The sequence below is a fragment of the Paenibacillus sp. EKM301P genome (genome assembly GCF_011800295.1).
Taxonomy (GTDB): Bacteria; Bacillota; Bacilli; order Paenibacillales; family Paenibacillaceae; genus Paenibacillus; species Paenibacillus polymyxa.
Window position 1 is genome coordinate 346,245 of record NZ_JAALFM010000003.1, and the last position, 25,883, is coordinate 372,127.

23 protein-coding genes are annotated in these 25,883 nt (G+C 47.3%); 5 read left to right on the plus strand and 18 right to left on the minus strand.

Translation table 11 applies throughout. The features are described 5' to 3' along the window. Positions 1-241: 241 nt before the first annotated feature. The gene (locus HFD99_RS09790; protein WP_167440881.1) at positions 242-877 is read left to right on the plus strand and encodes an NAD(P)-dependent oxidoreductase; all 636 of its coding nucleotides are present in this window, start codon (positions 242-244) and stop codon (positions 875-877) included. A 111-nt stretch (positions 878-988) separates the two neighbouring features. Here the strand turns inward: HFD99_RS09790 and HFD99_RS09795 are convergent, their stop codons facing one another. From HFD99_RS09795 to kduI, 8 genes are all read right to left on the minus strand, one after another. Further along, on the minus strand, positions 989-2,149 hold the full coding sequence (locus tag HFD99_RS09795; RefSeq protein ID WP_016822725.1) for a cation:proton antiporter: 1,161 nt from the start codon (positions 2,147-2,149) through the stop codon (positions 989-991). A gap of 315 nt (positions 2,150-2,464) precedes the next feature. Next, positions 2,465-3,055: a GNAT family N-acetyltransferase gene (locus tag HFD99_RS09800; RefSeq protein ID WP_031462428.1), complete on the minus strand. Its 591-nt coding sequence runs from the start codon at positions 3,053-3,055 to the stop codon at positions 2,465-2,467. Positions 3,056-3,120: 65 nt separating this feature from the next. Beyond that, entirely contained in the window at positions 3,121-4,482 is a 1,362-nt protein-coding gene (locus tag HFD99_RS09805; RefSeq protein ID WP_167440882.1) for an MFS transporter, read from the minus strand. 97 nt (positions 4,483-4,579) lie between these two features. Then, complete coding sequence (locus tag HFD99_RS09810) at positions 4,580-5,725, minus strand: winged helix-turn-helix domain-containing protein (RefSeq protein ID WP_167440883.1); 1,146 nt, start codon at positions 5,723-5,725, stop codon at positions 4,580-4,582. Then, positions 5,706-6,944, minus strand: a complete 1,239-nt coding sequence (locus tag HFD99_RS09815; RefSeq protein ID WP_167440884.1) for a CynX/NimT family MFS transporter — start codon at positions 6,942-6,944, stop codon at positions 5,706-5,708. Before HFD99_RS09815 ends, HFD99_RS09810 begins: the two co-directional genes overlap by 20 nt. A 249-nt stretch (positions 6,945-7,193) precedes the next feature. Then, entirely contained in the window at positions 7,194-7,970 is a 777-nt protein-coding gene (kduD, locus tag HFD99_RS09820) for a 2-dehydro-3-deoxy-D-gluconate 5-dehydrogenase KduD (protein ID WP_167440885.1), read from the minus strand. Positions 7,971-8,019: 49 nt separating this feature from the next. After that, positions 8,020-8,664 carry a bifunctional 2-keto-4-hydroxyglutarate aldolase/2-keto-3-deoxy-6-phosphogluconate aldolase gene (locus HFD99_RS09825; protein WP_013373614.1) on the minus strand — a complete coding sequence of 215 codons (645 nt, stop codon included), beginning with the start codon at positions 8,662-8,664 and terminating at the stop codon, positions 8,020-8,022. 79 nt (positions 8,665-8,743) lie between these two features. Continuing rightward, positions 8,744-9,574 (minus strand): 5-dehydro-4-deoxy-D-glucuronate isomerase, encoded by an 831-nt coding sequence (kduI, locus tag HFD99_RS09830; RefSeq protein ID WP_017428648.1) that lies wholly within the window; start codon positions 9,572-9,574, stop codon positions 8,744-8,746. Between the two features lie 340 nt (positions 9,575-9,914). Here kduI and HFD99_RS09835 point away from each other — a divergent pair, with 340 nt between their 5' ends. Next, the gene (locus HFD99_RS09835) at positions 9,915-10,871 is read left to right on the plus strand and encodes a sugar kinase (RefSeq protein WP_013373616.1); all 957 of its coding nucleotides are present in this window, start codon (positions 9,915-9,917) and stop codon (positions 10,869-10,871) included. Positions 10,872-11,052: 181 nt separating this feature from the next. Here HFD99_RS09835 and HFD99_RS09840 read toward each other — a convergent pair whose 3' ends face one another. Both HFD99_RS09840 and HFD99_RS09845 read right to left on the minus strand, forming a co-directional pair. Next, positions 11,053-12,066 carry a LacI family DNA-binding transcriptional regulator gene (locus HFD99_RS09840; protein WP_016822717.1) on the minus strand — a complete coding sequence of 338 codons (1,014 nt, stop codon included), beginning with the start codon at positions 12,064-12,066 and terminating at the stop codon, positions 11,053-11,055. A 284-nt stretch (positions 12,067-12,350) separates the two neighbouring features. Next, complete coding sequence (locus tag HFD99_RS09845) at positions 12,351-13,760, minus strand: MATE family efflux transporter (RefSeq protein WP_016822716.1); 1,410 nt, start codon at positions 13,758-13,760, stop codon at positions 12,351-12,353. A gap of 357 nt (positions 13,761-14,117) precedes the next feature. Between HFD99_RS09845 and HFD99_RS09850 the strand changes: the two genes are divergently transcribed. The 3 genes from HFD99_RS09850 to HFD99_RS09860 all read left to right on the plus strand — a co-directional run bounded on the left by HFD99_RS09850 (position 14,118) and on the right by HFD99_RS09860 (position 17,588). Then, positions 14,118-15,125, plus strand: a complete 1,008-nt coding sequence (locus tag HFD99_RS09850; protein ID WP_167440886.1) for an acrylyl-CoA reductase family protein — start codon at positions 14,118-14,120, stop codon at positions 15,123-15,125. Between the two features lie 257 nt (positions 15,126-15,382). After that, positions 15,383-15,934, plus strand: a complete 552-nt coding sequence (locus HFD99_RS09855) for an RNA polymerase sigma factor (RefSeq protein WP_090888929.1) — start codon at positions 15,383-15,385, stop codon at positions 15,932-15,934. Beyond that, positions 15,903-17,588, plus strand: a complete 1,686-nt coding sequence (locus HFD99_RS09860) for a DUF4179 domain-containing protein (protein WP_167440887.1) — start codon at positions 15,903-15,905, stop codon at positions 17,586-17,588. Before HFD99_RS09855 ends, HFD99_RS09860 begins: the two co-directional genes overlap by 32 nt. Before the next feature lie 112 nt (positions 17,589-17,700). Here the strand turns inward: HFD99_RS09860 and HFD99_RS09865 are convergent, their stop codons facing one another. From HFD99_RS09865 to HFD99_RS09900, 8 genes are all read right to left on the minus strand, one after another. Beyond that, positions 17,701-18,525, minus strand: coding sequence for a carbohydrate ABC transporter permease (locus tag HFD99_RS09865; protein WP_017426161.1), 825 nt, complete (start codon positions 18,523-18,525; stop codon positions 17,701-17,703). Next, positions 18,525-19,391: a carbohydrate ABC transporter permease gene (locus tag HFD99_RS09870; protein WP_016822711.1), complete on the minus strand. Its 867-nt coding sequence runs from the start codon at positions 19,389-19,391 to the stop codon at positions 18,525-18,527. The genes HFD99_RS09865 and HFD99_RS09870 overlap by 1 nt, the downstream gene beginning before the upstream one ends. 16 nt (positions 19,392-19,407) lie before the next feature. Then, entirely contained in the window at positions 19,408-20,640 is a 1,233-nt protein-coding gene (locus HFD99_RS09875) for an ABC transporter substrate-binding protein (RefSeq protein ID WP_025366109.1), read from the minus strand. A 202-nt stretch (positions 20,641-20,842) separates the two neighbouring features. Continuing rightward, entirely contained in the window at positions 20,843-21,610 is a 768-nt protein-coding gene (locus HFD99_RS09880) for an ABC transporter permease (RefSeq protein WP_038978169.1), read from the minus strand. Positions 21,611-21,622: 12 nt separating this feature from the next. Continuing rightward, on the minus strand, positions 21,623-22,423 hold the full coding sequence (locus tag HFD99_RS09885; protein ID WP_026065365.1) for an ABC transporter permease: 801 nt from the start codon (positions 22,421-22,423) through the stop codon (positions 21,623-21,625). Beyond that, on the minus strand, positions 22,420-23,148 hold the full coding sequence (locus HFD99_RS09890; RefSeq protein WP_017426158.1) for an ABC transporter ATP-binding protein: 729 nt from the start codon (positions 23,146-23,148) through the stop codon (positions 22,420-22,422). The genes HFD99_RS09885 and HFD99_RS09890 overlap by 4 nt, the downstream gene beginning before the upstream one ends. A 331-nt stretch (positions 23,149-23,479) precedes the next feature. Further along, a complete protein-coding gene (abc-f, locus tag HFD99_RS09895; RefSeq protein WP_123797774.1) occupies positions 23,480-25,564 on the minus strand; it encodes a ribosomal protection-like ABC-F family protein in 2,085 nt (694 codons plus the stop codon). Between the two features lie 103 nt (positions 25,565-25,667). After that, positions 25,668-25,811 carry an RAxF-45 family protein gene (locus HFD99_RS09900; protein ID WP_016822706.1) on the minus strand — a complete coding sequence of 48 codons (144 nt, stop codon included), beginning with the start codon at positions 25,809-25,811 and terminating at the stop codon, positions 25,668-25,670. Positions 25,812-25,883: the final 72 nt, after the last annotated feature.

Genomic DNA, 25,883 nt, shown 5'->3' on the forward strand with positions numbered 1-25,883 from the left:
TCTTATTTGCGGTCTACATGTATTCAATATGGTTTACATTTATTCATTCAGTATCACCTTATATTTAAACGAGTTCCTCTCTTTCCAATCGGAGGACTCTATTTTGCCCAAAGAAGAGCTTGACTTTTATTTTATGTTGTAACTATAATGGTTACATATTAAAGTTCAAGTATGAACATCATACAACGCATGAATTAAGCCAATAAATCATCCAAATTATTTTTTAGGAGGCTATTCTATTATGAAAATTGCAGTTATTGGTGCAGGCGGTAAAGCAGGAAGTAATATCGTAAAAGAAGCATTAGACAGAGGGCATGAAGTAACCGCCATCGTCCGTGACCCAGCTAAAGTAACGGATAATCGTGCAGCTGTAGTACAAAAAGACGTTTTTGACCTGAAAATAGATGATCTGAAAGGTTTTGACGCCGTTGTTAATGCTTTTGCCGCTCCGTTCGGACAAGAGCATCTGCATGTAGATGCAGGTAACGTGCTAATTGAGGCTCTCCGCAATGTATCCGGTACTCGCCTGATTGTCGTAGGTGGTGCAGGCAGCTTGTTTACGGATGAATCTCAGACACTCTTGGTCAAGGATACTCCCGACTTCCCTGATTTTGTATATCCAACAGCTCATAACCAAGGAAAGAACCTGGACATTCTACGCGGTACCAGCAACCTGAACTGGACGTTTATTAGTCCTTCCGCGGAATTTGCTCTCGGCCAACGTACAGGCTCTTACCAAGTGGGCAAAGACACACTACTGGTTAATTCCAAAGGTGCAAGCTATGTCAGCTATGAAGATTATGCAGTTGCCGTAGTAGACGAAATTGAAAAACCACAACATTTGAATCAACGTTTCACCGTCGTATCCGAGTCCTAATTCTACGACCGAACCGAAAATTCCAACATAAAAAGACCCTTCGATCACTTTCCATCCTGCTTGGAAAATGAATCAGAAGGGTCTTACTGTATGTCTGGTTCGTCCAATCTTCTACTGTTTAACTTGGCTTACAGTCTTCCTGTCACTAAAACTTAGCTTAAGAATTGGAGGTGCAGCCAAAGTCGTCAAAATAACGGCAATGATGACTGATGTAAAATACTGTTGTGCCAGCAGGCCTGTTTGCAGCCCGGTGGCTGCGATAATAAGCGCAACTTCTCCGCGAGATATCATGCCAGAACCAATCGCAAGCGAGGAACGGGTATTAAAACCTGTCAGCCGCGCGCCGATGCCTCCTCCGACCAACTTCGTCACCAGTGCTATCAGGGTCAAAACAACAACAAACCCAAGCTGCTGCCCCACTCCCTCAAAAGATACATTTAAGCCAATGCTGACAAAAAATACTGGCACAAAGATGGAATAAGCGATGGGCTCCACCTTTTCTTCTACGACAGCCTTAAAGCTTGTTTGCGAAATGGCAATCCCGGCAGCAAAAGCTCCGATAATGCCCGCCATACCCATCAAATCTGCAAAATACGCAAAACCGAAGCAAATGACCAACGCAGCAGTAATCACAGCTTCGGTCACTTTGAGGGGGGCAAGTATTTTCATAATCCATGGAACAACGAACCAGCCACCCAAAATAGCTACTACGAAGAAAACTAGCTTTTTGCCAACAAGAAGTCCCAGCGAAGTTTCTCCGCCCATACCGAATATACTCATCATGACCGCAAGCAGCACCACGACGAGCACATCGTCCAGCACTGCCGCACCCAAAATGGTCGAGCCTTCTCGGGTATTTAGCTTGTTCATATCCTTGAGCACCTGCACCGTAATGCTTACGGAAGTAGCGCTCAAGACAATCCCCAAAAACCATCCTTCATGCACGGAAAATCCAAAGGCTTCCCCAACTCCAAAACCACAGAGTAACGGCAAAATAATACCCCCGACAGCCACTGCTACCGCAGGCTTCCAGTTGCGCCGAAGCTGATCCAGATCCGTCTCCAGCCCGGCAATGAACATCAACAGCAACACGCCGATTTCAGACATATTATGAATCAGCGAATCATTTTGTACCCATCCCAAAACTGCCGGGCCCAGCACGATACCAGCGATCAGCTTCCCCAATACCGCAGGTTGACCGAGCTTAACCGATAAATGACCGGCTACTTTTGTAAACAATAGAATCAAAAGAAGATACAATATAAATTGCATAGGTTAATAACCTCCTTTTATTTAATCCTTGAACTCATTTGCGCATCATCTACAATTGAAGAAAACGGATAATCATAAAATGCAGAACAATCGTCCAAAATATGTGTCTGACCTTAAACAGACCACAACTCGCAAAATAAAAAGGGAAACCCTACATACTGCACAGGTTCCCCTAAAAAGACATAAAGGAGCCTTGGTGACAGGCTCCTCCGATAATTCATATATTCATTTGATGTTGTCGGTCATCCTTGCGCAAACAAGTAACTTTATCATTTAATTATATCTCTTCTTTAAACCCCTGTAAACGTCATTGAGTCAACTTTTTGTTTTTTCCACATACCGGGCACAGTATTCATGCTGCAGCATACTCATCAAAATCGAATCGTGGTATTGATGATTGTAATATAGAGCATCCCGCTGCACACCTTCACGTTGAAAGCCTACTTTTTCATAGCAACGGATGGCCTGTTCATTAAAATCAAATACATTCAGCTCAATCCGATGCAGGTTACAAATACCGAATCCATAGCCTAGCATGAGCACAAGCGCTTCGGTGCCGTAGCCTTTACCTTGATTCCCCTGCTCATTGATCGCAATACGGATGTTGGCGCTGCGATTCAGGCTGTCCATATCCTGTAGCGCAATATCCCCGATGACACGATCATCTTCCTGAAGTGCAATGAGCAGCAGCAGGCTTGAGGAATCCTGTCCTTTAGCTTCTATATAACGAGCAATTTGCTCTTTGGTAAAGCTTCGCTGTGTGCCCGTCAGCCTCCGCACTTCCTGATGAAACAACGTATTATAATACAGCTCGGTGTCCTCCACGTTAATGGGACGCAAGTACACTCGTGATCCTTCAAGCAGTCGTGCCACTGGCGTTGCGGACGAATAATTTTCAGTCAACATGATCTCTCCTATGCTAAAAATATTGATGCTACAATAATATAAATTTCTTAAATGGAAGCAAACGATTACGCTAGATCGACATTTTGTTCAGTCGAAGGGGGAGGATCAGCAAGAGACTCGCGCCAAATTACAGATTGAAGCAGAAGTCCTGCCAAACCCAGGATTCCAACAGACATCCCGATCCAGACAAAAGCCGTTCCTGCCCCTGCTATTCGGATCAATACTCCCCCGGTAAGCGGCGAAATGACCATGATCGCTCCAATCACGGTACTTTGAATACCGAAGACACGCCCCACCATATCAGCAGGGGTTTTGGCTTGTAATATGTAATTCTGGGTGATAATGTACAGACCATTCCCCACACCTAGCATGGCCCCGATCGTAAGCAGTACGGGTAGTCCTGTCCCGGGCTGCGCCCAGCCTAAAGCGGCAATCGCTCCGCCAATCAGCACATAGCCTCCACCGAGTCCCCAGCCTGCGCTTATACGATTCAAGCGATTAAGCACAAGCATACAACCAACAGCGCCAGCACCTATGGCGGAAACCAGCCAGCCAAGCAGCGATTCGTTGCCCGGAGCGAGCACTCTCAGCAACGTAGGGAACTGGTAGTCGATCATAAGAATGGCGATCAAGCCGAACAGCCCGAATATGAGCGTATGCAAAAGCATTCGACTGCGCCAGAGGAACGCCCAACCCTCCCGCCACTGATTGAAAAAACGGGATGCGTGAGCAGGCTCTCCCTGCATCTTGGCATCATCAGCCCCATGCGCTGTAACCGATGTCGATTTTTCTAGCTGCTCGTCAGCAATCGCTTGCTGGTCTGTGCTGGCCAGCGCCGGACCGATTCCGCGCAGCGGCCATAGCAAGAGGCCGGAGCAGAGGCGCAGCAGTGCATTCAGGATAATGCATGCTTGCGGGGACAACACAGTCAAGGTCAAGGCGCCCAGCAACGGTCCCGCTACTTTGGAAGCCTGGTTGACCAGCCCATTCAGTGAGGTTGCACGGAATAGGTCGCCACTGGCGACTACTGTACGGGTCAAGCCTTGCTGTGAAGGCATCTGGAATACGCCAGCTGCCGCGCGCAAACCGAGCAAAGGCAACAGCCACACCGGACCAGGGACGGCGAGAATCGTCAGCGTCAATAAGGCGACAGCTACATCGCAGCCGATCATCAGTCGGGCCTTATGTACCCGGTCGGCTAACGTGCCTGCAATGGAACCGAGCAGCAGACCCGGTAGCGCCATAACTACCGGAATCAGCGCAATCAGCATCGGGTCAGCTTCCCAGCGGTAAGCAACAAGCACCTGAATGGCGATAGCATCAAACCAATCACCAAAGGAAGCAGCCGTATGTGCCGCAAACATCCGCCGAAAATGGCCATTACGCCAAATGCTAGGCGTGGACTGCAATTCTTTCATTTCCTTCATTTCTACTCACCCTGCCCTCATTATCTGCTTCTTTAGCAATAAGAACATTCTAGCGGGCCTATATCAGAGGAAAATCAGACAGCTAAGAAAGTCAGGCCTAAGAAAGGATCTGCTCCAGCCAGTGCCTTAGCACTGAACGATACAGTGTTAAACTGTTGTCCCGGTCAAGCTGATCATACTGAGTCGCATACTTCTCTTCCAGCCTTGGATACGGGCTGCAAAGCTTTAAAAAACTACGAATTTGACTTATTGCTTTGATTTTTAATAGCTCCTGTTTCGCCATATCAAGGGTGACCAGCCCCTCATCCATGAGCCGCTCGGCCTGGTCCACATCTCCAGTACGCAACAGCATAAGTCCGCGCAGCAAGCGATAACGGCCCAGTTCGCGCAAATACGGAGCCTCTGACAGCATGCCTTCCAGACGATCAGACATTTCGGCAGCCTTTTCCATATGATTGGCGACCAGATGCATGTACATTTCCATAAGCGCAACCGGCATCACAAATTTATCAAGATCATCCCGCTCCATAACCTTGAAGGTCAGTGGTAGACCTTCCTGTGCGCGTTCAGGTTGTCCATTCTCCACATAAGCCTCCAGAATATTGAGGATACGTAATTCCCGCTCCTGATCACTGGACAGCAATCCGCTGGCAAGCGCACGCTCACATAGGGCAAGCCCTTGATCCGTTACCCCTGCGGTGCACGTATAAAGCAGCAACATCCAATACAAACGGTCTGCGGGTGCAAAATCCTCTTGCTTCAAAAACCAAGCTACATCCGCCTGTACAAAACGGGTATACATTTGATAATAGGCAGACATTTGAAAACCCATCTGCTCCTGCTGTTCAGCCAGCGCTACGATGGAATCGCCTTGCCCCAGCAGGTGATACTTTCGAAAAAGTCCATGAACGGCGTCCTGTACTTCCTGATCGTGCAAAGAAGGATGATTTCGTGGTTGTATGCCAGTCAGGGTCAAGCTGTAGCCATATCCTCTAACCGTATGAATACAGAGCACATCCCATGACTTGAGTTTTTTGCGCAATCTATAGATATGGTCATCCACTGTACGCTCCACCGGATACTCCAGCGGCCACACACGATCCAGCAGTTGTTCCCGGGTGAACACCTGATTCGGGTTATCGTATAGAAAGCGCAACAACGCAAACTCTTTAGCCAACAACATAACACGATCTGCATTATAGACCACACTATAGCCATCTGCATCAAATTGCAGCCTGATCATCCACCTCGCCTCCGACATATCGTTTCTTGGCTGCACCCAGCCCTGTAAACATAAGCAGAACACTCAGGCACAAGAGTAAAAGCAGCGGAATTGTCCAGCCTTGTGTCGCATCATGCAAATAGCCGAACAGCGTCGGCCCAGTCGCTGCCAGCAAATAACCAAAGGATTGTGCCATACCTGACAGCTCTGCTGCCTGCTGCGGTGTTCGCGTCCGCAAATTAAAGAACATCATGACTAGTGGAAAAGCAAAACCTCCCGCTATACCCATACAAATGACCCAAATCACACTCCACTGGGTAGCCCCGAGCAGAAATCCACCCAGACCCATAAAATAGAGCGCAGCCATAATCAGAACCAATATCCGCTGATCCTTCACTCGCGCTGCCCAAATAGGCACAATAAAAGTAAATGGCATTTGCGAAAATTGCATCACAGACAGCATCCATCCTGCAGTCTCTGAATCCATTCCCTGTCCGCTCATCATTTCGGGAAACCAGGCAGCAGGAACATAGAACAGGGCAGATTGCAGCCCCATAAACAGCGTTACCTTCCAAGCCAAAGACGATTTATACACATTCACCGTTCGGGCAGACACTGCCGCTTGATTAGCCGTTCGGCGCGCCTTAAGAAGCTGGGGCACCCAGAGTAAAATACCTAGGACACCAACAATCGCCCAAATTCCCAGAGCACCGCGCCAGCCCATTCCTCCGTTCAGAGCCAGCGGTATACTCAGACCGGATGCTGTTGCAGCAACCACATTCATGGATACGGAATATACGCCGGTCATTAGTCCGCTGTTGCGGGGAAATTCCTCTTTGATCAAACTGGGCAGCAAAACATTGCACACAGCAATAGCCAGTCCCAGCATCGCAGTCCCGACAAATAATGAAGTCACCCCTAGCGTTGAGCGCACCACAATACCTGCAGTCAACAGCAGCAAGGCCGCAAAAATAATAAGGGAAGACCCGAAGCGCCGTGACAGTTTGGCTACAAAAGGCGACAACAGTGCAAAAGCAAGTAGCGGGAATGTCGTTAACAGACCACTTAGTGTATTCGAAATATGCAAAGAATCCTTAATCAAACCGATAAGAGGTCCTACCGAAGTAATTGAGGCACGCAGATTGGCACCTACCAGGATGATCCCTGCGGCAAGCACCCAAGGACCTGCATGCCACAACGATTTGTATACCAAAGCTCGTTGGTGTTGCTGTGAACTCATCTCTCCATTCTCCAATCCATTCTGTATTATGCTCAAAGGCTCCAACCAAGTGTAACGGCTGGAGCCTAGGCAATTTTTATCTCATTAAATTATAAAGGCATTCGTGCCATATGCATAGGACGGATCGACACAACGCCCCAAATCTTCATATTCAGCTTACAGGTTCATCAAACAAATAAAAGCTGCCTGAAAGGACAAGTTCCTTTTGAGGCAGCTTTAAGTTCATAGCTTCGATGTGATTGGCGCTGATTAACGTACCAGCCAGCCGCCATCCACCGCCAAGATATGACCATTCATGTAGTCCGAACCCTGACTGGCGAGGAAAACAACAACCCCCATCAGGTCAGACGGATCACCCCAACGACCCGCAGGAATACGTGACAAAATCTCTTGATTGCGATTCTCATCCGCACGAATTGGAGCCGTGTTCGCCGTAGCAATATAACCAGGGGCAATCGCATTAATCTGAACGTTATGAACCGCCAGTTCGTTCGCAAATGCCTTGGTTATGCCAGCTACTGCGTGCTTGCTTGCTGTATATGGCGGAACGAACTTGCCGCCCTGGAAAGCAAGCATAGAAGCGACATTAATAATCTTCCCGCTTTTTTGCTCTACCATTATCTTCGCCACTTCCTGGCTCAAATGGTATACAGCATTCAGGTTGATTTCCATAACAGCGTCCCAATCTTCATCTTTATACTCCAGCAAAGGAGCGCGGCGGATCGTACCCGCGTTATTGACAAGGATATCAATTTTGCCAAATTCCTTGATGCACTCTTCTACAAGTTTTTTAATGGATGCTTTTTCAGTCAGGTCAGCCTGGTAAAAGGCAAACTTCACACCCGTTGGCTCCAGTAGACGTCTTGTTTCTTCATAATCATCATTGTTAGCTACAATGAACAGGTTTGCGCCTGCTTTGGCCAAAGCTACGGAATATCCTTGACCTAATCCACTGTTGCCCCCTGTTACAATCGCCGTTTTACCTTTTAGACTGAAAAAATCCAATGAAAAATTGTCCAGACCCATGCCTACGCCTCCATCACAAATTAGTATAAAAACCTATATTTCCTGAAGCCTACAACGCTGCACGTACTTCTTTATATTTAGCTACATAACGCGCTGCATTTTCTGTGATCAAGTCGTAGCGACCTTCCTTGGCTGGAGCCGTCAAATTGCCTCCAATGCCCACGGCCACACAGCCGTTACGCAGCCAAGTTTCCATATTATCCAGGTCAACGCCACCAGTTGGCATAATCTGCACGTGAGGCATTGGCCCTCTCACGGCTTTAACAAAGTCCGCCCCCATCGTATTGCCCGGGAACAACTTCACGACATCACTACCCAATTTCATGGCTTCCTTGATCTCATTCAGCGTCATGCAGCCAGGCATATAAGGAATCGCATATAAATTGCAGAGCTTCGCTGTTTCTTCTTCAAAAGAAGGACTCACGACAAATTCTGCTCCGGCCAGAATGGCAATTCTCGCCGTCAGTGACTCCAGTACAGTTCCTGCACCAATAACGGCCCGATCCTTAAATTCGTCTCTCAATCTTCGAATGACCTGATCTGCATCCGGTGTGGTAAACGTAAGCTCAATATTATCCAAGCCGCCTTCAATACAGGCTTTGGACATTTGATACGCTTCCTCCGCTGTATTTCCCCGAATGACTGCGACAACACCAACCGAAGTGATATGCTCCAAAACTTTCTTTTTCGTCATGTTCCTGATCCTTTCCACGAATGGGATGACCATGGTTCCTCAGCCGCTTGCAGGCCTACGCTCCAATGCAATGACCGGATTAACGCAGCTCGCTCATGGCTACCTGATCCATGTCTTTGTATGTTTTATTTTCACCGGCCATGCCCCAAATGAAGGTATAGCTGCCTGTAGCTGCACCGCAATGAATAGACCAAGGCGGAGAAATAACGGCTTCATCATTTTTCATGACCAGATGGCGTGTTTCGTTCGGCTCACCCATCAGGTGGAACATTCTGGCGTTTTCGTCCAGTTCAAAATAGAAATACACTTCCATGCGACGGTCATGAACATGTGTTGGCATGGAGTTCCACACACTGCCGTTCTCCAACGTGGTCATCCCCATAACCAGCTGGCAGCTTTGAATGCCTTCGTCATGGATAAAGCGACGTAACGTACGGTTATTGGCTGTTTCTTGCGAACCCAGACTTTCAGACGGCACATCGGCAAAAGACTGCTTCGTCGTTGGATACGTGGTATGAGCCAAGGCTGAAACGATATAAAATTTCGCAGGCTTTTCGCTGGAATCGCTTTCAAAGATCAACTTCTTAGCACCTTTACCTACGTAGAGACAGTCTTTTGTGGCCAGCTCGTAAGTTTCACCATCCACCTTGACCGTACCGCTGCCGCCGACATTAAAAACACCCAGTTCACGGCGTTCCAGGAAAGTTTCCGCTTTGATTTGATCGCTACCTTCCAGTGCAACAGATTTATTCACGGGATGAATGCCCCCGATAATGACACGATCTTCATGCGTATAGACCAGCTTTACTTCCTCAGGTACAAAAAGCTCCTGGATCAGATAGTGCTGACGCAACTCTTCAGTCGTAAAATGCTTGGCATGTTCGGGATGAGTTGAATAACGCATTTCCATAAAAACATTCCTCCTGTTTAGATAAACTTTTTTATCAACGGAATTGTTATAAAAGCGGTTTCTAACTCTACTTCTTAGCTAGAATTGTAATAATTATCTAAGAGTGTGTCAACCCAAAACTTCATCATTCCTAGAAAAAGCCTTAATATTCGCGGATTTTTACACGATTTTTACCTTTTGATAAACAAAATCATATTTTTTTATCTACATTGCCCAAAAAGTTTTTAGCAAATATATCAACTTACTCATTGTGAAAAACCGATTTATGTGATAATTTCATTTTATTCAAGCGGTGCATACGCTTACAGATTTAGTTTACTAAACATAAGGAGGAATTCAAATGACCGCAACATTGGATGCTGTTACCTTTGGAGAACCCATGGCTATGTTTTACGCCAATGAAGCAGGCTCTCTGGATGAGGTGCGTTCATTTACCAAAGCGCTGGCCGGGGCGGAGACGAATGTTTCGGCCGGTTTGTCGCGTTTGGGGCTACGAGCTGGACTCGTGACCAAGCTTGGCGAGGATACGTTCGGCAAGTTCATTGCCGATGCACTGCGTCAGGAGAAGATTGACACCCAAAATGTCATGTTTACCAAAGACCACTCTACCGGGATGCTGATTAAATCCAAAGTTACCAGCGGCGACCCTGAGGTCGAATATTTTCGCAGGCATTCCGCCGCTTCCACACTAAGCATTGCTGATTTTAACGAAGCTTATTTTGCCGGGGCTCGCCACCTACACTTTACAGGTATTTCTGTCGCACTTTCCCCTGAATGCCGCGACTTCGCTCGACATGCGAAGCAGTTTATGAAAAAGGCAGGCAAAACCGTATCCTTCGATCCTAACCTCAGACCCAAGTTATGGCCTGACACACAAACGATGGTGGAGGCGATTAACGAAGCATCCGAGGGTTGCGATTGGCTGTTGCCAGGCATCCATGAGGGTAAAATACTAACAGGCTATACTTCGCCTGAAGACATCGCTTCGTTCTACCTCGATCGCGGCACCTCGCTGGTGATCATCAAGCTGGGAACCGAAGGCGCCTATTACAAATCCGCAGATGCAGAGGGATATGTCAAGCGTTTCCGCGTAGATCATGTCGTGGATACTGTCGGCGCAGGTGACGGCTTTGCCGCAGGTGTGATCAGCGCGCTGCTGGAAGGATTACCCCTGGCTGAAGCGGTCAAGCGTGGTAATGCACTTGGTGCGCTGGCTGTCATGTCGGCTGGAGACATGGACGGCTATCCGACACGAGCCGAATTGGAATCTTTTTTGCTCAGCGCCAGCACGAATTAGTCTGGGCTCATTCCCCGCATAACCTTCACCGCTACGAGCGCAAGCTCAACAAGGACGCATCCAAGTCAGCCTTAACTTCCAATAGCCCGTATTCACATTTGTGTGACCTGAGCAGCATGCGCATACTCAGGTCACACAAAGGAATACGGGCTATTTTTATAATATGTGGCATGGTGCTCATCTACAGCGTTTTGACAGATTCTCCTCGATTGATATCCGGCACAAATCGGTAAATAATCGGAACCGACTCGCCGCCTTCCTCAATGCTGGACAACAACGTTTTTGCCGCCTGTTTCCCCATATCCGCAATCGGTTGTGTAATGGTCGTAATTGGCGGATTGTAAATATGAGCAAACTCCGCATCGTCAATCCCGATAATGGACAGCTCTGCCGGAATGCGTATACGGCGAGCATTCACATACTTCAACACCTCAGCCAACACGATATCATTCCCGGCCAACAGTGCAGTCGGCGGCTCCGGCAGTTGGAACAGCTCCTTCAGCGTCTGCTGGATTTCTTCTCTCGGCACGCTGTGCATATATTCTTCACGAAATGGCAAGCCATGCTCCTCCAGCGCCTTCTTATATCCGCTGAGCCGCTCCACTCGTGGAGTAATCCGATTCAAGCCAAGAGGCAAGGTAATCAACGCAATTCGTTCATGCTTGTGAGCCACAAGTTCCTGAATCGCCAGCTTAATCGCCATTTCGTTATCCAACAGCAGGCTACGTGTATTGACACCGTCCACCAAGCGGTCCAAAAACACCAATGGATATTTTTCACGAATGAGCTGGTTGTAAATGTCTGCATGCTTTCCTGTTGGGAAGATGATTAGGCCGTCCACTTGACGGGCCTTGAGCATCTCAATATACTGACTTTCCTTGTCAGGGTTTTCATCGGCGTTGCAAATGATCACCTGAATGCCAAAGCGCTGCAATTCCTCCTCAATCGCACGGATAGACTGAATCGACAGCGTATAATCAATGTTGGCTACAATGACTCCCACCATAAACGTCCGGTTTTGCTTCAGGCTGCGGGCTAGTCCGTTAGGCTGATAGTTCAGCTCTTGAATAACCTCGGCGATCCGGTCTTTGGTTTGGTCGCTCATATATTTATATCGTTTGTTCAGAAATTGCGAGACAGTGCTTTTAGACACTCCCGCCTTCTGGGCAACATCTTCAATCGTCGGCTTCTTCATCGGTACACTCCTTGTCTTTCATGTACTGCGTTAGTGCAACAAAAGTATATCTTTCTTTTAGTAAATTTACCATACTTCTATTTATGAATGCCATTATGATATATTCTGAGCTTAAAACTTACCTGTGGCGCCACTGCGCGTTTTTTTCATAACAGTTCCTGGTTCTCTGCTATTTCCTCTCTATGCAGCAAAAAGAGGCAGCTCAAGATGTTCTCTTGAACTACCTCCACGTATACAACTCTATCGAAAAGCTAGATTCTAGCTAACCCGAATTATTACTTGGATTAGTGCGCCGGAACAGGCGTTGCAGGCTGATCTGGTGTATCGTGCTCGACCAGCGAATGCTTCTCCCATAACCGGCTTCTCCAGCGGGCATACATGATGACAGCACGAGTCCATTCATCAGCAGCAATCGCCAGCCACACACCAGCCAGTCCCATATCCAGCTTGAATACCAGCAGATAACCCAGCGGCAAGCTCATGCAGACCATGGAGATCAGACCCATAAAGACCGGGAACTTGGCATCTCCAGCAGCACGCAACGAGTTAATAATGACGATATTCGTCGTCCGGCCAGTTTCCAGCAGAATGCTAAGTAAAATAACCTGTGCACCCAAACGAATAATCTCAGGGTTTTCCGTAAACAAACCGAGCAGGGGTACACGGAAAAAGATAACTATCGCATCAATGATCACAGTCACGAGCAGCGCCCATTTCACACTGCTCAATACACGTTTATAAGCCGTATCCTTCTCTCTGGCTCCCACGAGTCTTCCCACTACGATAGCTGTTCCCATACCAACTGCCATACTGAACAAATAAATATAGCTCGAAATATTATTGGCATATTGACGTGTCGCCATTGCTTCTGCGCCCAGATAGGTCACGTACAGTGTGAATATGAGCTGACACGACTGATACATGATGGACTCCAGCGCGGATGGTACACCAATACGCAATATTTTTGAGATAAATTTTTTGGATAAATGGACGTAATATTTCCACTCGACACGGACCTCAGTTACCCGGTACATCAGCCAGAAGAAGATCAAGAGACAAATAAAGCGGCTACCTACTGTAGAAATAGCAGCACCCTCTACACCGAGTGCAGGCATTCCCCAATGTCCCAAAATCAAAACATAGTTGCCGACCACGTGGATCACGTTCATAAAAACCGATACATACATCGTTTCTTTGGTAAAACCGTGCGTACGAATGGTCGCCGCCAGCGAGTTAATCAATGCCTGAAGGAAAATGGCCCCCCCGACGATACTCATATAGGATTCCGCGTAAGTCAGAATATCACCCTGGACATTCAGCCATTGCAACATATGAGTACCAAACACAAGAAAAATGACGCTTAGCAAAAGACCTACCATTAAATTCAGAGTAATGGCCGTACCCGTCACCTGGGCCGCTTCGACTAGTTTCTTAGAACCGATATATTGAGCTACGACGATAGCAGCGCCGTTGCCGATAACCTCCAGTACAAGGATAGCGATTGAAATAATTTGATTGGATGCGCCCACACCCGACACTGCATTATCAGATACAGAGCTGAGCATGAATGTATCGACGCTTCCCATTAGCATAAACAGGAACAATTCAAGGAAAATAGGCCATGTCAAACGGAACAAATTCAGTTCCTTGGCTTCGGACAATACCGAACCATTTTTTAGTGCTCTGGTTGTCATTCATTCACCTTTCTTCATAGAATATTTAACGATCAAAGGGTATGTTAGCACAGTCATTCTGAAAATACATCCCGTTTACGTAAAATGATTTGAAAAATGCGTAAGAATTCATTTATCACTCTCTTTATAATTGATTATCGAACTTTATTGAAATAGATTGTTGCAAGAATATATCCATAATCCGGTATTTTCGACGTAATTCTAAGCTAAAGGGTATAATAGATTAAGAGCTTGTGAGCATTGCCGCTGACAGGCTGTGCAGATTGTTGTATGCTTCCTGAGCATAATTTGTAAATTAATGAAGGAATAATATAGGCCATTCATAGGCTTAAACGGTAATAAAGGAGGCTTTTACAGATGACTCAATTATTTCAAGCCCTTGTCGTCGATCAGACGCAGGACGGTGAAGTTCAAGCAGAGGTACGTTCTTTGGAAACTGACAGTTTACCTGCTGGAGAAGTATTGATTCGTGTCGCTTATTCCAGCATCAATTATAAAGACGGGCTTGCCGCCCGCAAGGATGGCAATATTGTCAAAGCCTATCCATTCGTACCCGGCATAGATTGCTCGGGAACTGTCGTCTCCTCGGAGGATAGCCGCTTTAGCGAGGGACAAGCGGTACTCGTTACAGGCTACGGGCTGGGTGTGTCTCAATTCGGAGGATTTAGCCAATACGCGCGTGTGCCTGCGGACTGGGTAGTTCCGCTTCCAGACGGACTCACGCTGAGAGAGGCGATGATTTTCGGGACAGCCGGATTTACCGCAGCCCTGTCGTTATATCGGCTAGAGCAAAACGGCGTTGCACCGGAGAAGGGCAAGGTACTCGTCACCGGAGCAACGGGTGGCGTAGGAGGTGCAGCCATTGCCTTGCTGCACAAGAGGGGCTACCATGTCGTAGCCAGCAGTGGCAAAGCCGAATCGCATGATTACCTCAAGGCGCTCGGAGCAGCCGAGGTTATTTCGCGTGAGGAGGTCTACGACGGTGCCGAGAGCATCCGGCCGCTAGGCAAGCAGATTTGGCAAGCGGCTGTAGACCCTGTAGGCGGAAAGCCGCTCGCTTCGCTGCTTAGCCAGATCGCCTACAACGGCTCTGTTGCCGTGAGCGGCCTGACAGCAGGCACCAAGCTGCCTACGACGGTGCTGCCGTTTATTTTGCGCGGTGTAAATCTGCTGGGCATAGACTCTGTCTTTTGCCCCTATGACACCCGCGTAGCGATCTGGAAGCAGCTCGGCAGTGACTGGAAGCCGGAGCAGCTGGAGCAGCTCGTTGAGCGCGAAATTGGCTTGGCTGACCTGCCAAGCGCGCTCGAAGACATCCTGGCAGCCCGCTCACAGGGTAGAACGATTGTACGGCTAGCTGATTAAGCGGGATTATGCCGGCAAGCTATCCGTTAGCGTGTTTTTGCCCCGAAGGAGTGCTCATCCCGTAGGGGCTAGCAATGAAACATATAAGAAGCCTGTAAATCTGCAGTTTTGAGATTTACAGGCTTCTTTTTTTGTGTGGTACATTGGAGAAAAAGTGGACACATTCGAAGCGGACGATCTATTTTTCACAACCAAATGAACCTTTTGAGGACTCCAGTTGTTATATAGGTAAACTGCACGAGAAAGGAGAGCCATCATTGCAAAGTAATCGAGAGTTGTTTGATCTATATCAACGGGATGTATACCGAACCTGCTATTACATGGTCCATAATGCCTCGGATGCAGAGGATTTAACGCAGGAAGTGTTTATTACTCTGTTTCGCAGTAATCGCGAGCACATCGAGCAACTAAAAGCCTGGATCATGAAAGTTACGGTCAATCATTGTCTGAACCATCTTAAACGCCAAAAAAGCCTGCATTTGAAGGTAGCGGCTAATCCCCATCTCTTTACTGGAACAGAAGGCAAGCCTGTGGACAGGCAGGTGGAGGAACGCGAGTCGGCTGAGGAATGGGCCATTTACATGAACCGCCTTCCGGCCAAAATCCGTGCTGTGCTGACACTTCGCTATATGCATGATTTCACGCTAGCGGAAATATCGAAACTGCTGGAAATCCCGCTGGGAACCGTCAAATCCAGGACACATAAAGGACTAAAGTTAATGGAGCAAATACTGCGGGAGGCTGGTGCACAGATTCCCAAGCTGGAAGGAGAGAACTATGAACAACGTAGAAAAGGTATTGAAGCGTAAGCTAAATGAAGATTCGGAAATAGCCTATCCTGACTTCGATGAGATGTGGAACCGGATGGAACAGGCAGGATATACTGCCCCTACGCTAACCGATGCTTCCGATTCATTCACTCCACACCAACATAGAAATTGGCGCAAAATAGCCATCGCTGCCTCCCTGAGCGCACTTCTCGTTGCCGTTCCCGTCTATGCCGCCATTCATTATAATTGGGGCAATCTGCTGCACGGAAGAAGTGGAATTGAGACAGCATTAGCTCAAGACCTGGGACAGCCATTAGAACAGTCTGTCACCAAAGACGGAATAAAGCTGACGTTGCATACCGCTATTGTCGATGAGAACCGGACTGTAATTCTGTACAGCCTGGAGGTTGGAAAACGCGCAGACAACGAGTTTTGGAATGTCAAAGGGGTATCGCTTAAAAATGCTGCGGGAAAAAGTAGTGAAGGGGAGTATAGCTTCCAACAATGGGATGAGAAAAACCAACGCTATAACGGCTACTTTGAAAGCGATTGGACACCGCAGCAAGAAACAGAAAACGTGCGGCTGACCGTGGATCATATTGAGCTTACCAGCGTTCAGGAATTGGATTTGCCGCTCGATATCACATCGCCTCAGAAACAGACTTTCAGGCTAGATCGTAACGGTCTACAAGATATGAAGGTACAGGTATTCGAACAAGGTAAGGACAAGCTGATGCTGTCATCAGCAATTACCTTCGATTCCTCCATACCAAAAGAATGGGACAATCCGCAAATTATTGCCTACAAAGATGGGAAGCCTGTGAACCCCCAATCTGGAGGGACATTTGGTACACCCGGTGAGAACGGAGAATACACAGCCCAGCAGTATTTTACTAAAGGGGATATACCAGAAGGGCAGACTACTTTTAAACTGCAATATGCACAAACGGAGAAAAGTATACATGAACCCCTAAACTTTGACCTGCAGCTAAGCAAGAAGAAAATGGAGAGCGGGACGATTAAAAGTGTGCTGAATACCCCCTTGGAGAACGGTAATCCGAATTTCATGCTGGAACAAATGATTGTCACACCGACACAAATCCGTGTCACGATCAGAAGCGAAAAGAAATTCGCCATGTTGCCTTATCAAAAATATTTTCTTTCTGTGAACGGCACAACGTTAGAGGGTAATCGTTGGTCTTCACCAGATCAGGACCACGATCTGAATACGATCCGTTTTGAACGGCCGGCCCATCTTGCGATTACCCGAGATACTCCCATTACTTTTACAGGCAAATACAAGGTTACGACTCATTCGGATGACAAAACGCCGCAGCATTTGACTGATATTTCTGAGCAAAAGCAGACGATAACGACGCAAATCGGCGGCTATCCTGTGAAGTGGACCTACTACAAACAAGGAGCAGATTTATTCGTAGAAACCGAAAGTGAGGATACTCACTTTGGAGGGATCAATCAGACGCATATGGGTCTGGGGAAAGAACGGATGATTGGCAAGCCGATCACAGCCAACTTCGCCGGAGACGGCAATAATAAGGCAGTCGATGTCTACAAGAACTTCAAGGGAAAGGAAGCTTCTATTTATATGTTCTACTATACAACGGACGAACCTGAAGCAGAGACGAGCGTACCCTTGCAGCCACTGACTAGCAACAGCCAAGCATCTAAATAACCATGCTATAAAAGGAGGGTTCTCTATACCTGTGTGATTCACAGTATAGGAACCCCCTTTTTATTCGCCTAGTAAGGCACAGCCTGCTGCTTGAAGCTGTTGTATTCTCATCTTATTTTACAGAACCTTGCGTAACACCATTAATAATCCATTTTTGTGCAATCAGATAGACAATAATCATCGGCAGCAAGGCCATCAAGTACGAGGCAAAGGCCAGATTAAAGTCAGTATTGAACTGTCCCTGGAACACATACTGGACGAGCGGCAATGTATATTGCTCCGCATCGCTGATAATAATGAGCGGCAGCAAAAAGTCATTATATGTGGACAAACAAGTGAGAATCCCCACTGTAGCACTTATCGGCGCCATCAGCGGAAATATAATACGCCAAAATGTCCCCCATGTCGTCGCACCATCTACCGTGGCTGCCTCTTCCAATGCCACTGGAATCGAACGAATATAACCGACATACACGAAGACATTAAACGCCAAGCCATACACCGTATGCAGCACAATGAGGCCCAACAGATTGGTCATATGCAGCCCCGAGGCCAGCTTTACAATCGGCAGCATGATGATCGGGAACGGAATAAACATGGCGCTGACAAAGTAAAAATATAATCCTTTGAAAAAACGCCGCTGCATATTGCGAGCAATGGCATAAGCAACCATCGAGTTGGTGAACAAAGTGAGTATGACCGTCGATGTTGTCACCATCACACTATTCTGAAAAGCACTGAAAAAATGGGTCATTTCCACTGCACGACTAAAATTTTCCCAATGCAGCTCCGTCGGAAAGGCAAAGGCGGAATGCGCCATCTGCTCGGGATTTTTGAGTGCAATCGTCACCGTCATATAGAGGGGAAACAGGATAAATATTGTCCCCAACGCTACCAGAATCAGCACAGGCCAGTTGGTACGTCTGCTTGTTTTCATCAGTTATCCATCTCCCTTCTCTGGAGGAATCGCAGCTGTAAGATGGAAATGATCGCGATCACAATAAAGTAAATCACAGAGTTAGCTGACTGATAGGCAAATTCTCCTCCTCTAAAGCCTCCGGTGTATATCAGATGAGAAATCGACTGCGTGGCCCGTCCCGGTCCGCCGTTCGTCAAGGCCACGATCTGATCGAATACCATTAGGGAATTTTTCATCGCCAATACCATATTGATCGTAAAAAATGGAGCAATCAACGGAAAGGTAATGCTCCAGAATTCACGCCATTTACCTGCACCGTCCAGGTTGGATGCCTCATACAGACTGGTCGGAATTGTTTGCAGCCCTGCCAGATAGAGAATTGTATTAAAGGCAATGCCCTGCCATACGGCTACAATGACCACTCCCACCCAAGCCAACTGCTCGCTACCCAGGATGTTGGTCGATAGTGAACTGATGCCCAGATTTTGTCCCCAAATCGTAAACACGTTCGAGAACAGGTAATTAAATATGTAACCTACAATTAATACACTCAAAATATTAGGCAAAAAATAAATTCCTCGAAAGAAATTACGAAAACGTATTTTAGCGTTCAGCCCCATGGCAATCAACAAGCTGAGAATATTAATCGCAATGGTAACCACAATCGCAAATTTGAAAGTAAACCAGTAAGCATTGCCCACATTGTCGTCCTGAAACAAATTAATATAGTTCTTAAATCCGACAAAGTGATACTGATGCCCGAATCCGTTCCAATTGGTAAGCGAATAATAAAAACCCTGCAAGGCAGGTAAGGTCAAAAATACAAAAAACAATAGCACCGCCGGCACCGTCATCCAGTAAAAAGTCGTCAGTCGCTTATTCATGTCTCATCCTCCTCCCCTATCGGCGGTTAGCTACCTTATTCCACTCACGGTCGAGCTTGGCTAGATAGGCGTCGATATCTCCATTTTGCAGGAAAGCCTGCACAATAGAATTCAATTGGACTGCTTTGGGAATATAATGATCGGCAAAATCAATGACACGGCCTGATTTAAAATACGGCAGCAGCTCTGCCACACTCGGGTCATCCTGTGTGACTCCCTTCACCGCTGAAAACAACGTTTGTTCCGTAATGTATTGCTTGCTGTTCTCTGGCTTCAACAGGAAGGCAATGAACTCTTCAGCTTCCTTTTTATGCGGGGTGCTTTCCGAAACAGCTAATAGCGTATCTATCCCAGACACTAGCTTGACCGCTTTTGCGTCATTCCCTGTGGGAAACGGGAAAAATCCGAGTTCCACTTTCGGGTTAGCTTTGCGGATTTCAGATATGGCCCACGAGCCCTGAATGTACATCAGTCCCTGCCCGTTAGCGAAAGCACGGTTCCCGTCAGCATAGTTTTTGCCAAAATTATCATTATGTCCGTATTTCAGCAGCTCCAGCTGCTTTTCCGCAACCTCGCGGTACTTGTCCTGAAAGGTGACCTGATTCTCACGCCGTTGCAGGAAAAAATCAATGCCCACCAAATTCGGACCCAGTGCATTAAAAGGGAGGTTCGTCTGCCAATCATCTTTATATGTAAAATAGAATGGGATCTTGCCAGCGGCCTTGATTTTTTGCGCCGTTGCAATCAGGTCATCCCATGTTTTGGGCACCTGTAATCCCATTTCCTTAAAAAGCGTCTTGTTATACATCACACCATTCGCATTCGCAGCATAAGGAATTCCATACACAGGATCGACCCCGGTCACATCCTTAAGCATTTTTAGGTAAATCGGGTCCACCGTACGTGGTAATTCTGTATTTGCCAGATCCGTAAAAATACCGCTTTGCGCCAAAATGGAGTAGGTATCTGTGGCCCCAAGCCCCACAATGTCAGGTACATCGTTTTTGACAACCCGTGTCAATAGCACCGTTTCTGCCTCTGGCGGGTTGACCTGTGTCACTTCAATACCGGGATGCTCCTGATTGAATTGAGCGATCAGCTTATCGAATGAACCCTTAGCCTCCGGCTTATTTTGGAAAAACTCAATTTGCACCTTGCCTGAAGCGTCGCCCTTATTGCATGCGCTTACAACGATCGTTAGCAGCAGGATCGCCGCTAGTGCAGACAGCTTTTTGGCCCCATTCCACATGCTCATACCTCCTTTTCCCCTATGTCAATCTATGCGATACTAGACAATTAATACCCGTCCCTGACGAAAAAGAAACGATACCGTAGAGGCAAACGCCTTCCCGAAGTCCAACACCGTTCGTATTAAAAAAAGATCCAGCTAACCTTCAAACGGTCGCGTGGATCCCTTTCGCTTTTATAATGTTCGGGTTACAAACTTATTTCTAAACAATCTTCTTTTGCCATCGTGTAAAACTAATAATCATGCAGGCTATAATCATTCCTCCTGCACACATCCAAAATTCAAATGAGTTGTCAATCCTTAGAGCAAGCAATATTTCTCGAAATGGGTCCATTAACATAATGAGTGGCCTAAACAACTCGAAGAGAAATACGGATAAGATAAGAATCACTATATAAGCAAATAACGGCCGTGACACAAACAAACACACAACGCTACTCAACATGAGCTTTACCAGACAAACCAGCGTTAATACCAAATAAAACCCAAGTATGTAGGGTATAGCGTCCGACCGGAAAGAGGCAACGGATGACCCATATTTAAAAAAAGTAGAGCTGTGCGGAAAAAACAACCATCCAGCGATTACACCTATAAGCAAGCTTGTCCCCATAAAAATGACCGTTATGGCTGATAGTGCTAGCAACTTGGCAAGCCAAAACTGAAAACGTCGATACGGTCGTAACACATATAGCCTATAGGCTCCAGAATAGAGATCCCCGCTTAATTGGTCCACATACAGAATGGGCAGGATTGCTGTAATGAGAAATAAAGCAACCTCACTCATCATCAGCCACGGCAGATTGAGATTATTTACGACCACAGTTCCTTCACCAAAACGTAAGACCTTCGTACCCGTTACTTTATGGCTCCATATAATTGCGATCACGATTAATATATAGGCTATATATAATAAAAGACTGGATTTGCGATTCCAAATTCGTAACATTTCACTTCGCCATATTCCTAGCACGAGGAAATCCCCCTAATACAGATAATCATCGGTCACAAACCGGCGGTAAGCCCCCCAAGTAAAAAAGATAAGATATAGACTAACAACGGTGATAATCGCTCCATTCACAGACAAATTCCCCATTAAGGACCTATCTAGTCCTGTATGCTGCATATATGGAACAATCATAAATGCAATCACATTGTATAAGTAGGGGATATGAGAAACCAAAGCGGCCAATTTTAAATACAATGAATCAAACAACAGTGAGCCCAGATTGTATACCATACAAAAACCGATTGCATACGTTACACTCTTACTGTACATCGCGACAAAGCAGTAAAAGGAGCTTATTGCCAATAATGAGGCAAGTGCCCAACCATAGTATTCAAGCATCTGTAGTCCCTGAGATCCAGACAGTCCCGCATCACTTATATCATATGAAAGAGTCCATACTTCAACGATCACCTGCGAGGATACTGCAAATGCCATGAGAAGAAGCAAGATAGAAGTATTCAAAACCAACAACTTACCCCAGAAAATCTGACCGCGGGTAAATCGGCGCATAAACAACAAGCGCAGTTGCCCGCTTCGAAATTCCTCTGTGTATACAGCAGCCGCTAAAACAGCCACAGCTATATTACATGCTAAAAACAAATTCTCACGCAGACCCGTAACGACAAAGTTTAGGGATAATACCTCTACAGGAATCTTCATCGTGCGCAAGAAATATACTCCTGTCGAACAGGCTAGCATTGGTGTACATAATACCATGAGCCAGAACCACTTTCGTCTCCATAATCTCTCGAACTCGCTGTATACTAATAACTTCATAGTCCCATTAATCCCATAAAGGCATCCTCCAGACGTTGGCCTTCCTTTATCAGCTGATCAGCGGGCCCCTGCCAAACTAGCCTACCCTCTTTAATTACAATGAGTTCATCGCACATCTGTTGCAATTCATCCAGTAGATGACTGGAGATAAAAAAGGCATAATTCGCAGAATCACGCAGCTGAAGCACAATATCTCTCAGCTCTCTCATCCCCATGGGATCAAGACCGTTGGACGGTTCATCCAGCAGCAGAAGCTCAGGAGCGCCCAGCATGGACTGCGCAATACCTAGTCTTTGCTTCATTCCCAGCGAGTAGGTTTTCACCTTGTCATCCCCCCGCTTTTCCAGCCTCACCTTTGTAAGCAACTCTTCGATATGTATCTCCCGATCTGAGGGCGCAATTTCAGAATGTAGCCGTGACAAGTTGCGCAAAACCTGCCTACCTGTCATGTAATCAAAAAAGACTGGAGATTCAACAATGGCCCCTACCTTGCATAACGCCTTTTCCCGATCAGTGTGCACATCATATGAAGCTATCTTTACAGAACCGCTGGTTGGCTGCATTAATCCGGTCATGATTCGCATCATTGTAGTTTTACCGGCCCCATTAGGCCCAATAAATCCATATATCTTTCCTTTTTGAAGCTTAAAGGAGACACGATCTAACAAATACCTTTTTCCCATTTTTTTCGTCACCTGGCTGACCTCCAGCAAGGAGTCCGACATACTATTTCCCCCATTCATAACGAATCGTAAAATAGTTTCAACGCGGGCATTGGATATATAAGATTTCTATTGACGACACAAACTTCAGTTAACAATGATCCACATTAACCATACAGTTTAAAAAATACCACATGTTGCGAAATGTAAAAGGTTCGCTTTATATGTAAAATAAAATATAAATAATTTATAAATGTCATTTAATATAATAGATGGTTATTAATTTGGCGATAATGTCTTTACCATACAAAAATAGCCCTTCGGCAGACGCGCTACCTCAGGGCTATTCTTTATGCAAATATACGTTGCCTATCTTCAGCAACCAGCCTGTTGCCTACTCCAGTTCAACCCACTCGCCGAGCAACGTGTCCAGCTCCGCTTGCAGTCGCTCACGCACGTCCCACAGCTCCGCCATGCGCGCTGTGTCGCTGCTTGTGCCGAGCAGTTCCAGCTCGGCATCTGTCGCCGCCAATGCTGCTTCCTTGGCGGCAATCGCCCGCTCCAACCGCTCGCGGGACACAGCGGGTGGGCGGGACGGCTTCGCGGACTTTGCTCCGCGTGCCCCACTCCGGACATCGGACGCCCCCAAGTGACCTGCCGCCCCAGAGCAAGCACAGCTCGCATCGGCTCCGGTGGTCGCTCGTGTCCGCGCAGCCGTTCCCGCATCATTGCTCGCTGCACCGGCAGGCGTAGCTAGACCCGAGCCTGAGCCGCCACCAGATGCGGCTCTACCTGCAGATGCCGAGCGTACTCCTGCATCCGCTCCGTGTTGCGAGTGGGCGTTTTCCAGCTCCCGCTTCTTCGCGCGGTATTCATCGAAGCCGCCCAGATAAAAGGACAACTTCCCGTTCTCCAGCTCCCACACGCGCCCAGCCAGCTTGTTCACAAAGTAGCGGTCATGGGAAATGGCTAGCACCGTTCCCGTGTAGGTGCCCAGCGCTTCTTCCAAGGCCTCACGGGAATCGATGTCCAGATGGTTGGTCGGCTCATCCAGCACCAGTAAATTCGGCTTTTTCATAACCAGCAACGCCAGCCGCAGGCGAGACCACTCCCCACCGGACAGCATACTCACAGGTTTAAACACATCCGCACCATAAAATAAATACTTCGCCAGCTGCCCGCGTGCTTCGCCTTCTTCCAGCCCTGCTTCCTCCTTGAAGTAAGCAAGCACCGTCGCCCGGCTATCCCGTTCTCTCTCTTGCTGCGCCAAATATCCGTACTCGACGCGTGCGCCCCATTGGACCGTGCCTGCATCTACGCTTTCCTGACCAAGCAACAGCTTGAGCAGCGTCGTTTTGCCTGCACCGTTATCGCCTAGCAAGGCTACCTTTTCACCAAATTCCAGGCTGCCTGTTGCCCCGTTTAATATTTGACGTTCTCCATAGGCTTTGGTGATGTCCTCGAATTGAAGCACCCTGCGACCGGAACGATCCTCCAACTTTAGGTGAAACTCCGCACCTTGAGGGTCCAGTACAGGTCGCTTCACCAGCTCCATTCGTTCCAGCGCCTTGCGGATTGAGGCTGCTTTTTTGAAAAACTTTTCATTATCGCCATTGCGTCCCCACTCTTCCAAACGGCGAATGGTCTCTCTCATCTTTTTGATCCGCTTTTGCTGCTCCTTATAATCCTCAAATTGCAGCAGCAGACGTTCTTCCTTCTCCTTAACGTAGCCGCTGTAATTCGTATAGTACGTAAAGGCCTCGCCATCCTCCAGTTCGATCATCTTGCCGGCAACTCGATCCAGAAAATAGCGATCATGGGATACAACCACACACGCACCTGCGTAGCCCTGCAAAAATTGCTCCAGCCATTCCAATCCTTTCAAATCCAAATGGTTGGTCGGCTCATCCAGCAACAGCAGATCTGGTCGTCCAATGAGCTGTGATGCCAGCGCTATTTTGGTTTTTTCTCCTCCTGAAAGTGACCCGAAGTTGCGCGTATACATAGCTTTGGGAATACCTAGCCCATCCGCTATCTGATCCATACTGGCATCCATTTCATAGCCGCCGTTACGCTCAAACCGCTCCTGTAGAGAAGCATACGTTTGCAACAGCTTCTCTAACAGCTCGGGATTCGCTGCCACAACCGGATCTGACATTTCCCGTTCCAGTGTGGCCATCTGATTGCGGCAATCCTTCAGTTCACGATAGGCGTAAGCCAGCGTTTCGTATACGGTGAAGCTTTCAAACTCTGCCGGGATTTGCGGCAAGTAGCCGATTCTCGTATCTTTGGCGATGACGAGCTGCCCTTCATCTGGGCGGGACAAACGTGCAATTAGGCGTAATAGGGTGGTTTTGCCGCTTCCGTTGCGACCGATAAGCCCCACCTTTTCTCCCTTATGGATATCAAACGTTGCTCCATCTAAAATCAGATTGGCAGCGTGGTATTTTTTCAATTGTTGACCGTTTACAATATACATGTTCAGGCTCTCCTTTATTTAGGAAGACCCTTACCCAGGTAACACAAAAAGAGCCGCAGGAGCAACCCCGCGACTCTTCGGAAGATATAGCAATCCGTTGGAGTTAAGGTAGGCGTCTTCTCGCGATGTTTACAACCGTATGATTAAAATTGGACAGACTTCTCCCGTTGTATGGAAAAGCATGAACAATGCCAGCCATAGCAATCGGCAGCTGGCTAATACGGTTGTTCAGCATCTCGTGATTCACCTACCTCACCTCCTTCTTCATAATTGGAAGTAGTATAACATGTTTTCTCGTTTTATAAAAGAGGACAATGAC

Bases quoted from the DNA above. Each gene is read 5' to 3' on its own strand.
- HFD99_RS09845 (WP_016822716.1), bottom strand. From the start codon at position 13,760: ATGACAACCAGAGCACTAAAAAATGGTTCGGTATTGTCCGAAGCCAAG.
- HFD99_RS09805 (WP_167440882.1), bottom strand. From the start codon at position 4,482: ATGAAGGAAATGAAAGAATTGCAGTCCACGCCTAGCATTTGGCGTAAT.
- HFD99_RS09865 (WP_017426161.1), bottom strand. From the start codon at position 18,525: ATGAAAACAAGCAGACGTACCAACTGGCCTGTGCTGATTCTGGTAGCG.
- HFD99_RS09860 (WP_167440887.1), top strand. From the start codon at position 15,903: ATGAACAACGTAGAAAAGGTATTGAAGCGTAAGCTAAATGAAGATTCG.
- kduI (WP_017428648.1), bottom strand. From the start codon at position 9,574: ATGGAAATGCGTTATTCAACTCATCCCGAACATGCCAAGCATTTTACG.
- HFD99_RS09800 (WP_031462428.1), bottom strand. From the start codon at position 3,055: ATGTTGACTGAAAATTATTCGTCCGCAACGCCAGTGGCACGACTGCTT.
- HFD99_RS09810 (WP_167440883.1), bottom strand. From the start codon at position 5,725: ATGATCAGGCTGCAATTTGATGCAGATGGCTATAGTGTGGTCTATAAT.
- HFD99_RS09825 (WP_013373614.1), bottom strand. From the start codon at position 8,664: ATGACGAAAAAGAAAGTTTTGGAGCATATCACTTCGGTTGGTGTTGTC.
- abc-f (WP_123797774.1), bottom strand. From the start codon at position 25,564: ATGTATATTGTAAACGGTCAACAATTGAAAAAATACCACGCTGCCAAT.
- HFD99_RS09840 (WP_016822717.1), bottom strand. From the start codon at position 12,066: ATGAAGAAGCCGACGATTGAAGATGTTGCCCAGAAGGCGGGAGTGTCT.
- HFD99_RS09815 (WP_167440884.1), bottom strand. From the start codon at position 6,944: ATGAGTTCACAGCAACACCAACGAGCTTTGGTATACAAATCGTTGTGG.
- kduD (WP_167440885.1), bottom strand. From the start codon at position 7,970: ATGGGTCTGGACAATTTTTCATTGGATTTTTTCAGTCTAAAAGGTAAA.
- HFD99_RS09890 (WP_017426158.1), bottom strand. From the start codon at position 23,148: ATGTCGGACTCCTTGCTGGAGGTCAGCCAGGTGACGAAAAAAATGGGA.
- HFD99_RS09835 (WP_013373616.1), top strand. From the start codon at position 9,915: ATGACCGCAACATTGGATGCTGTTACCTTTGGAGAACCCATGGCTATG.
- HFD99_RS09875 (WP_025366109.1), bottom strand. From the start codon at position 20,640: ATGTGGAATGGGGCCAAAAAGCTGTCTGCACTAGCGGCGATCCTGCTG.
- HFD99_RS09885 (WP_026065365.1), bottom strand. From the start codon at position 22,423: ATGAAGTTATTAGTATACAGCGAGTTCGAGAGATTATGGAGACGAAAG.
- HFD99_RS09870 (WP_016822711.1), bottom strand. From the start codon at position 19,391: ATGAATAAGCGACTGACGACTTTTTACTGGATGACGGTGCCGGCGGTG.
- HFD99_RS09795 (WP_016822725.1), bottom strand. From the start codon at position 2,149: ATGCAATTTATATTGTATCTTCTTTTGATTCTATTGTTTACAAAAGTA.
- HFD99_RS09850 (WP_167440886.1), top strand. From the start codon at position 14,118: ATGACTCAATTATTTCAAGCCCTTGTCGTCGATCAGACGCAGGACGGT.
- HFD99_RS09790 (WP_167440881.1), top strand. From the start codon at position 242: ATGAAAATTGCAGTTATTGGTGCAGGCGGTAAAGCAGGAAGTAATATC.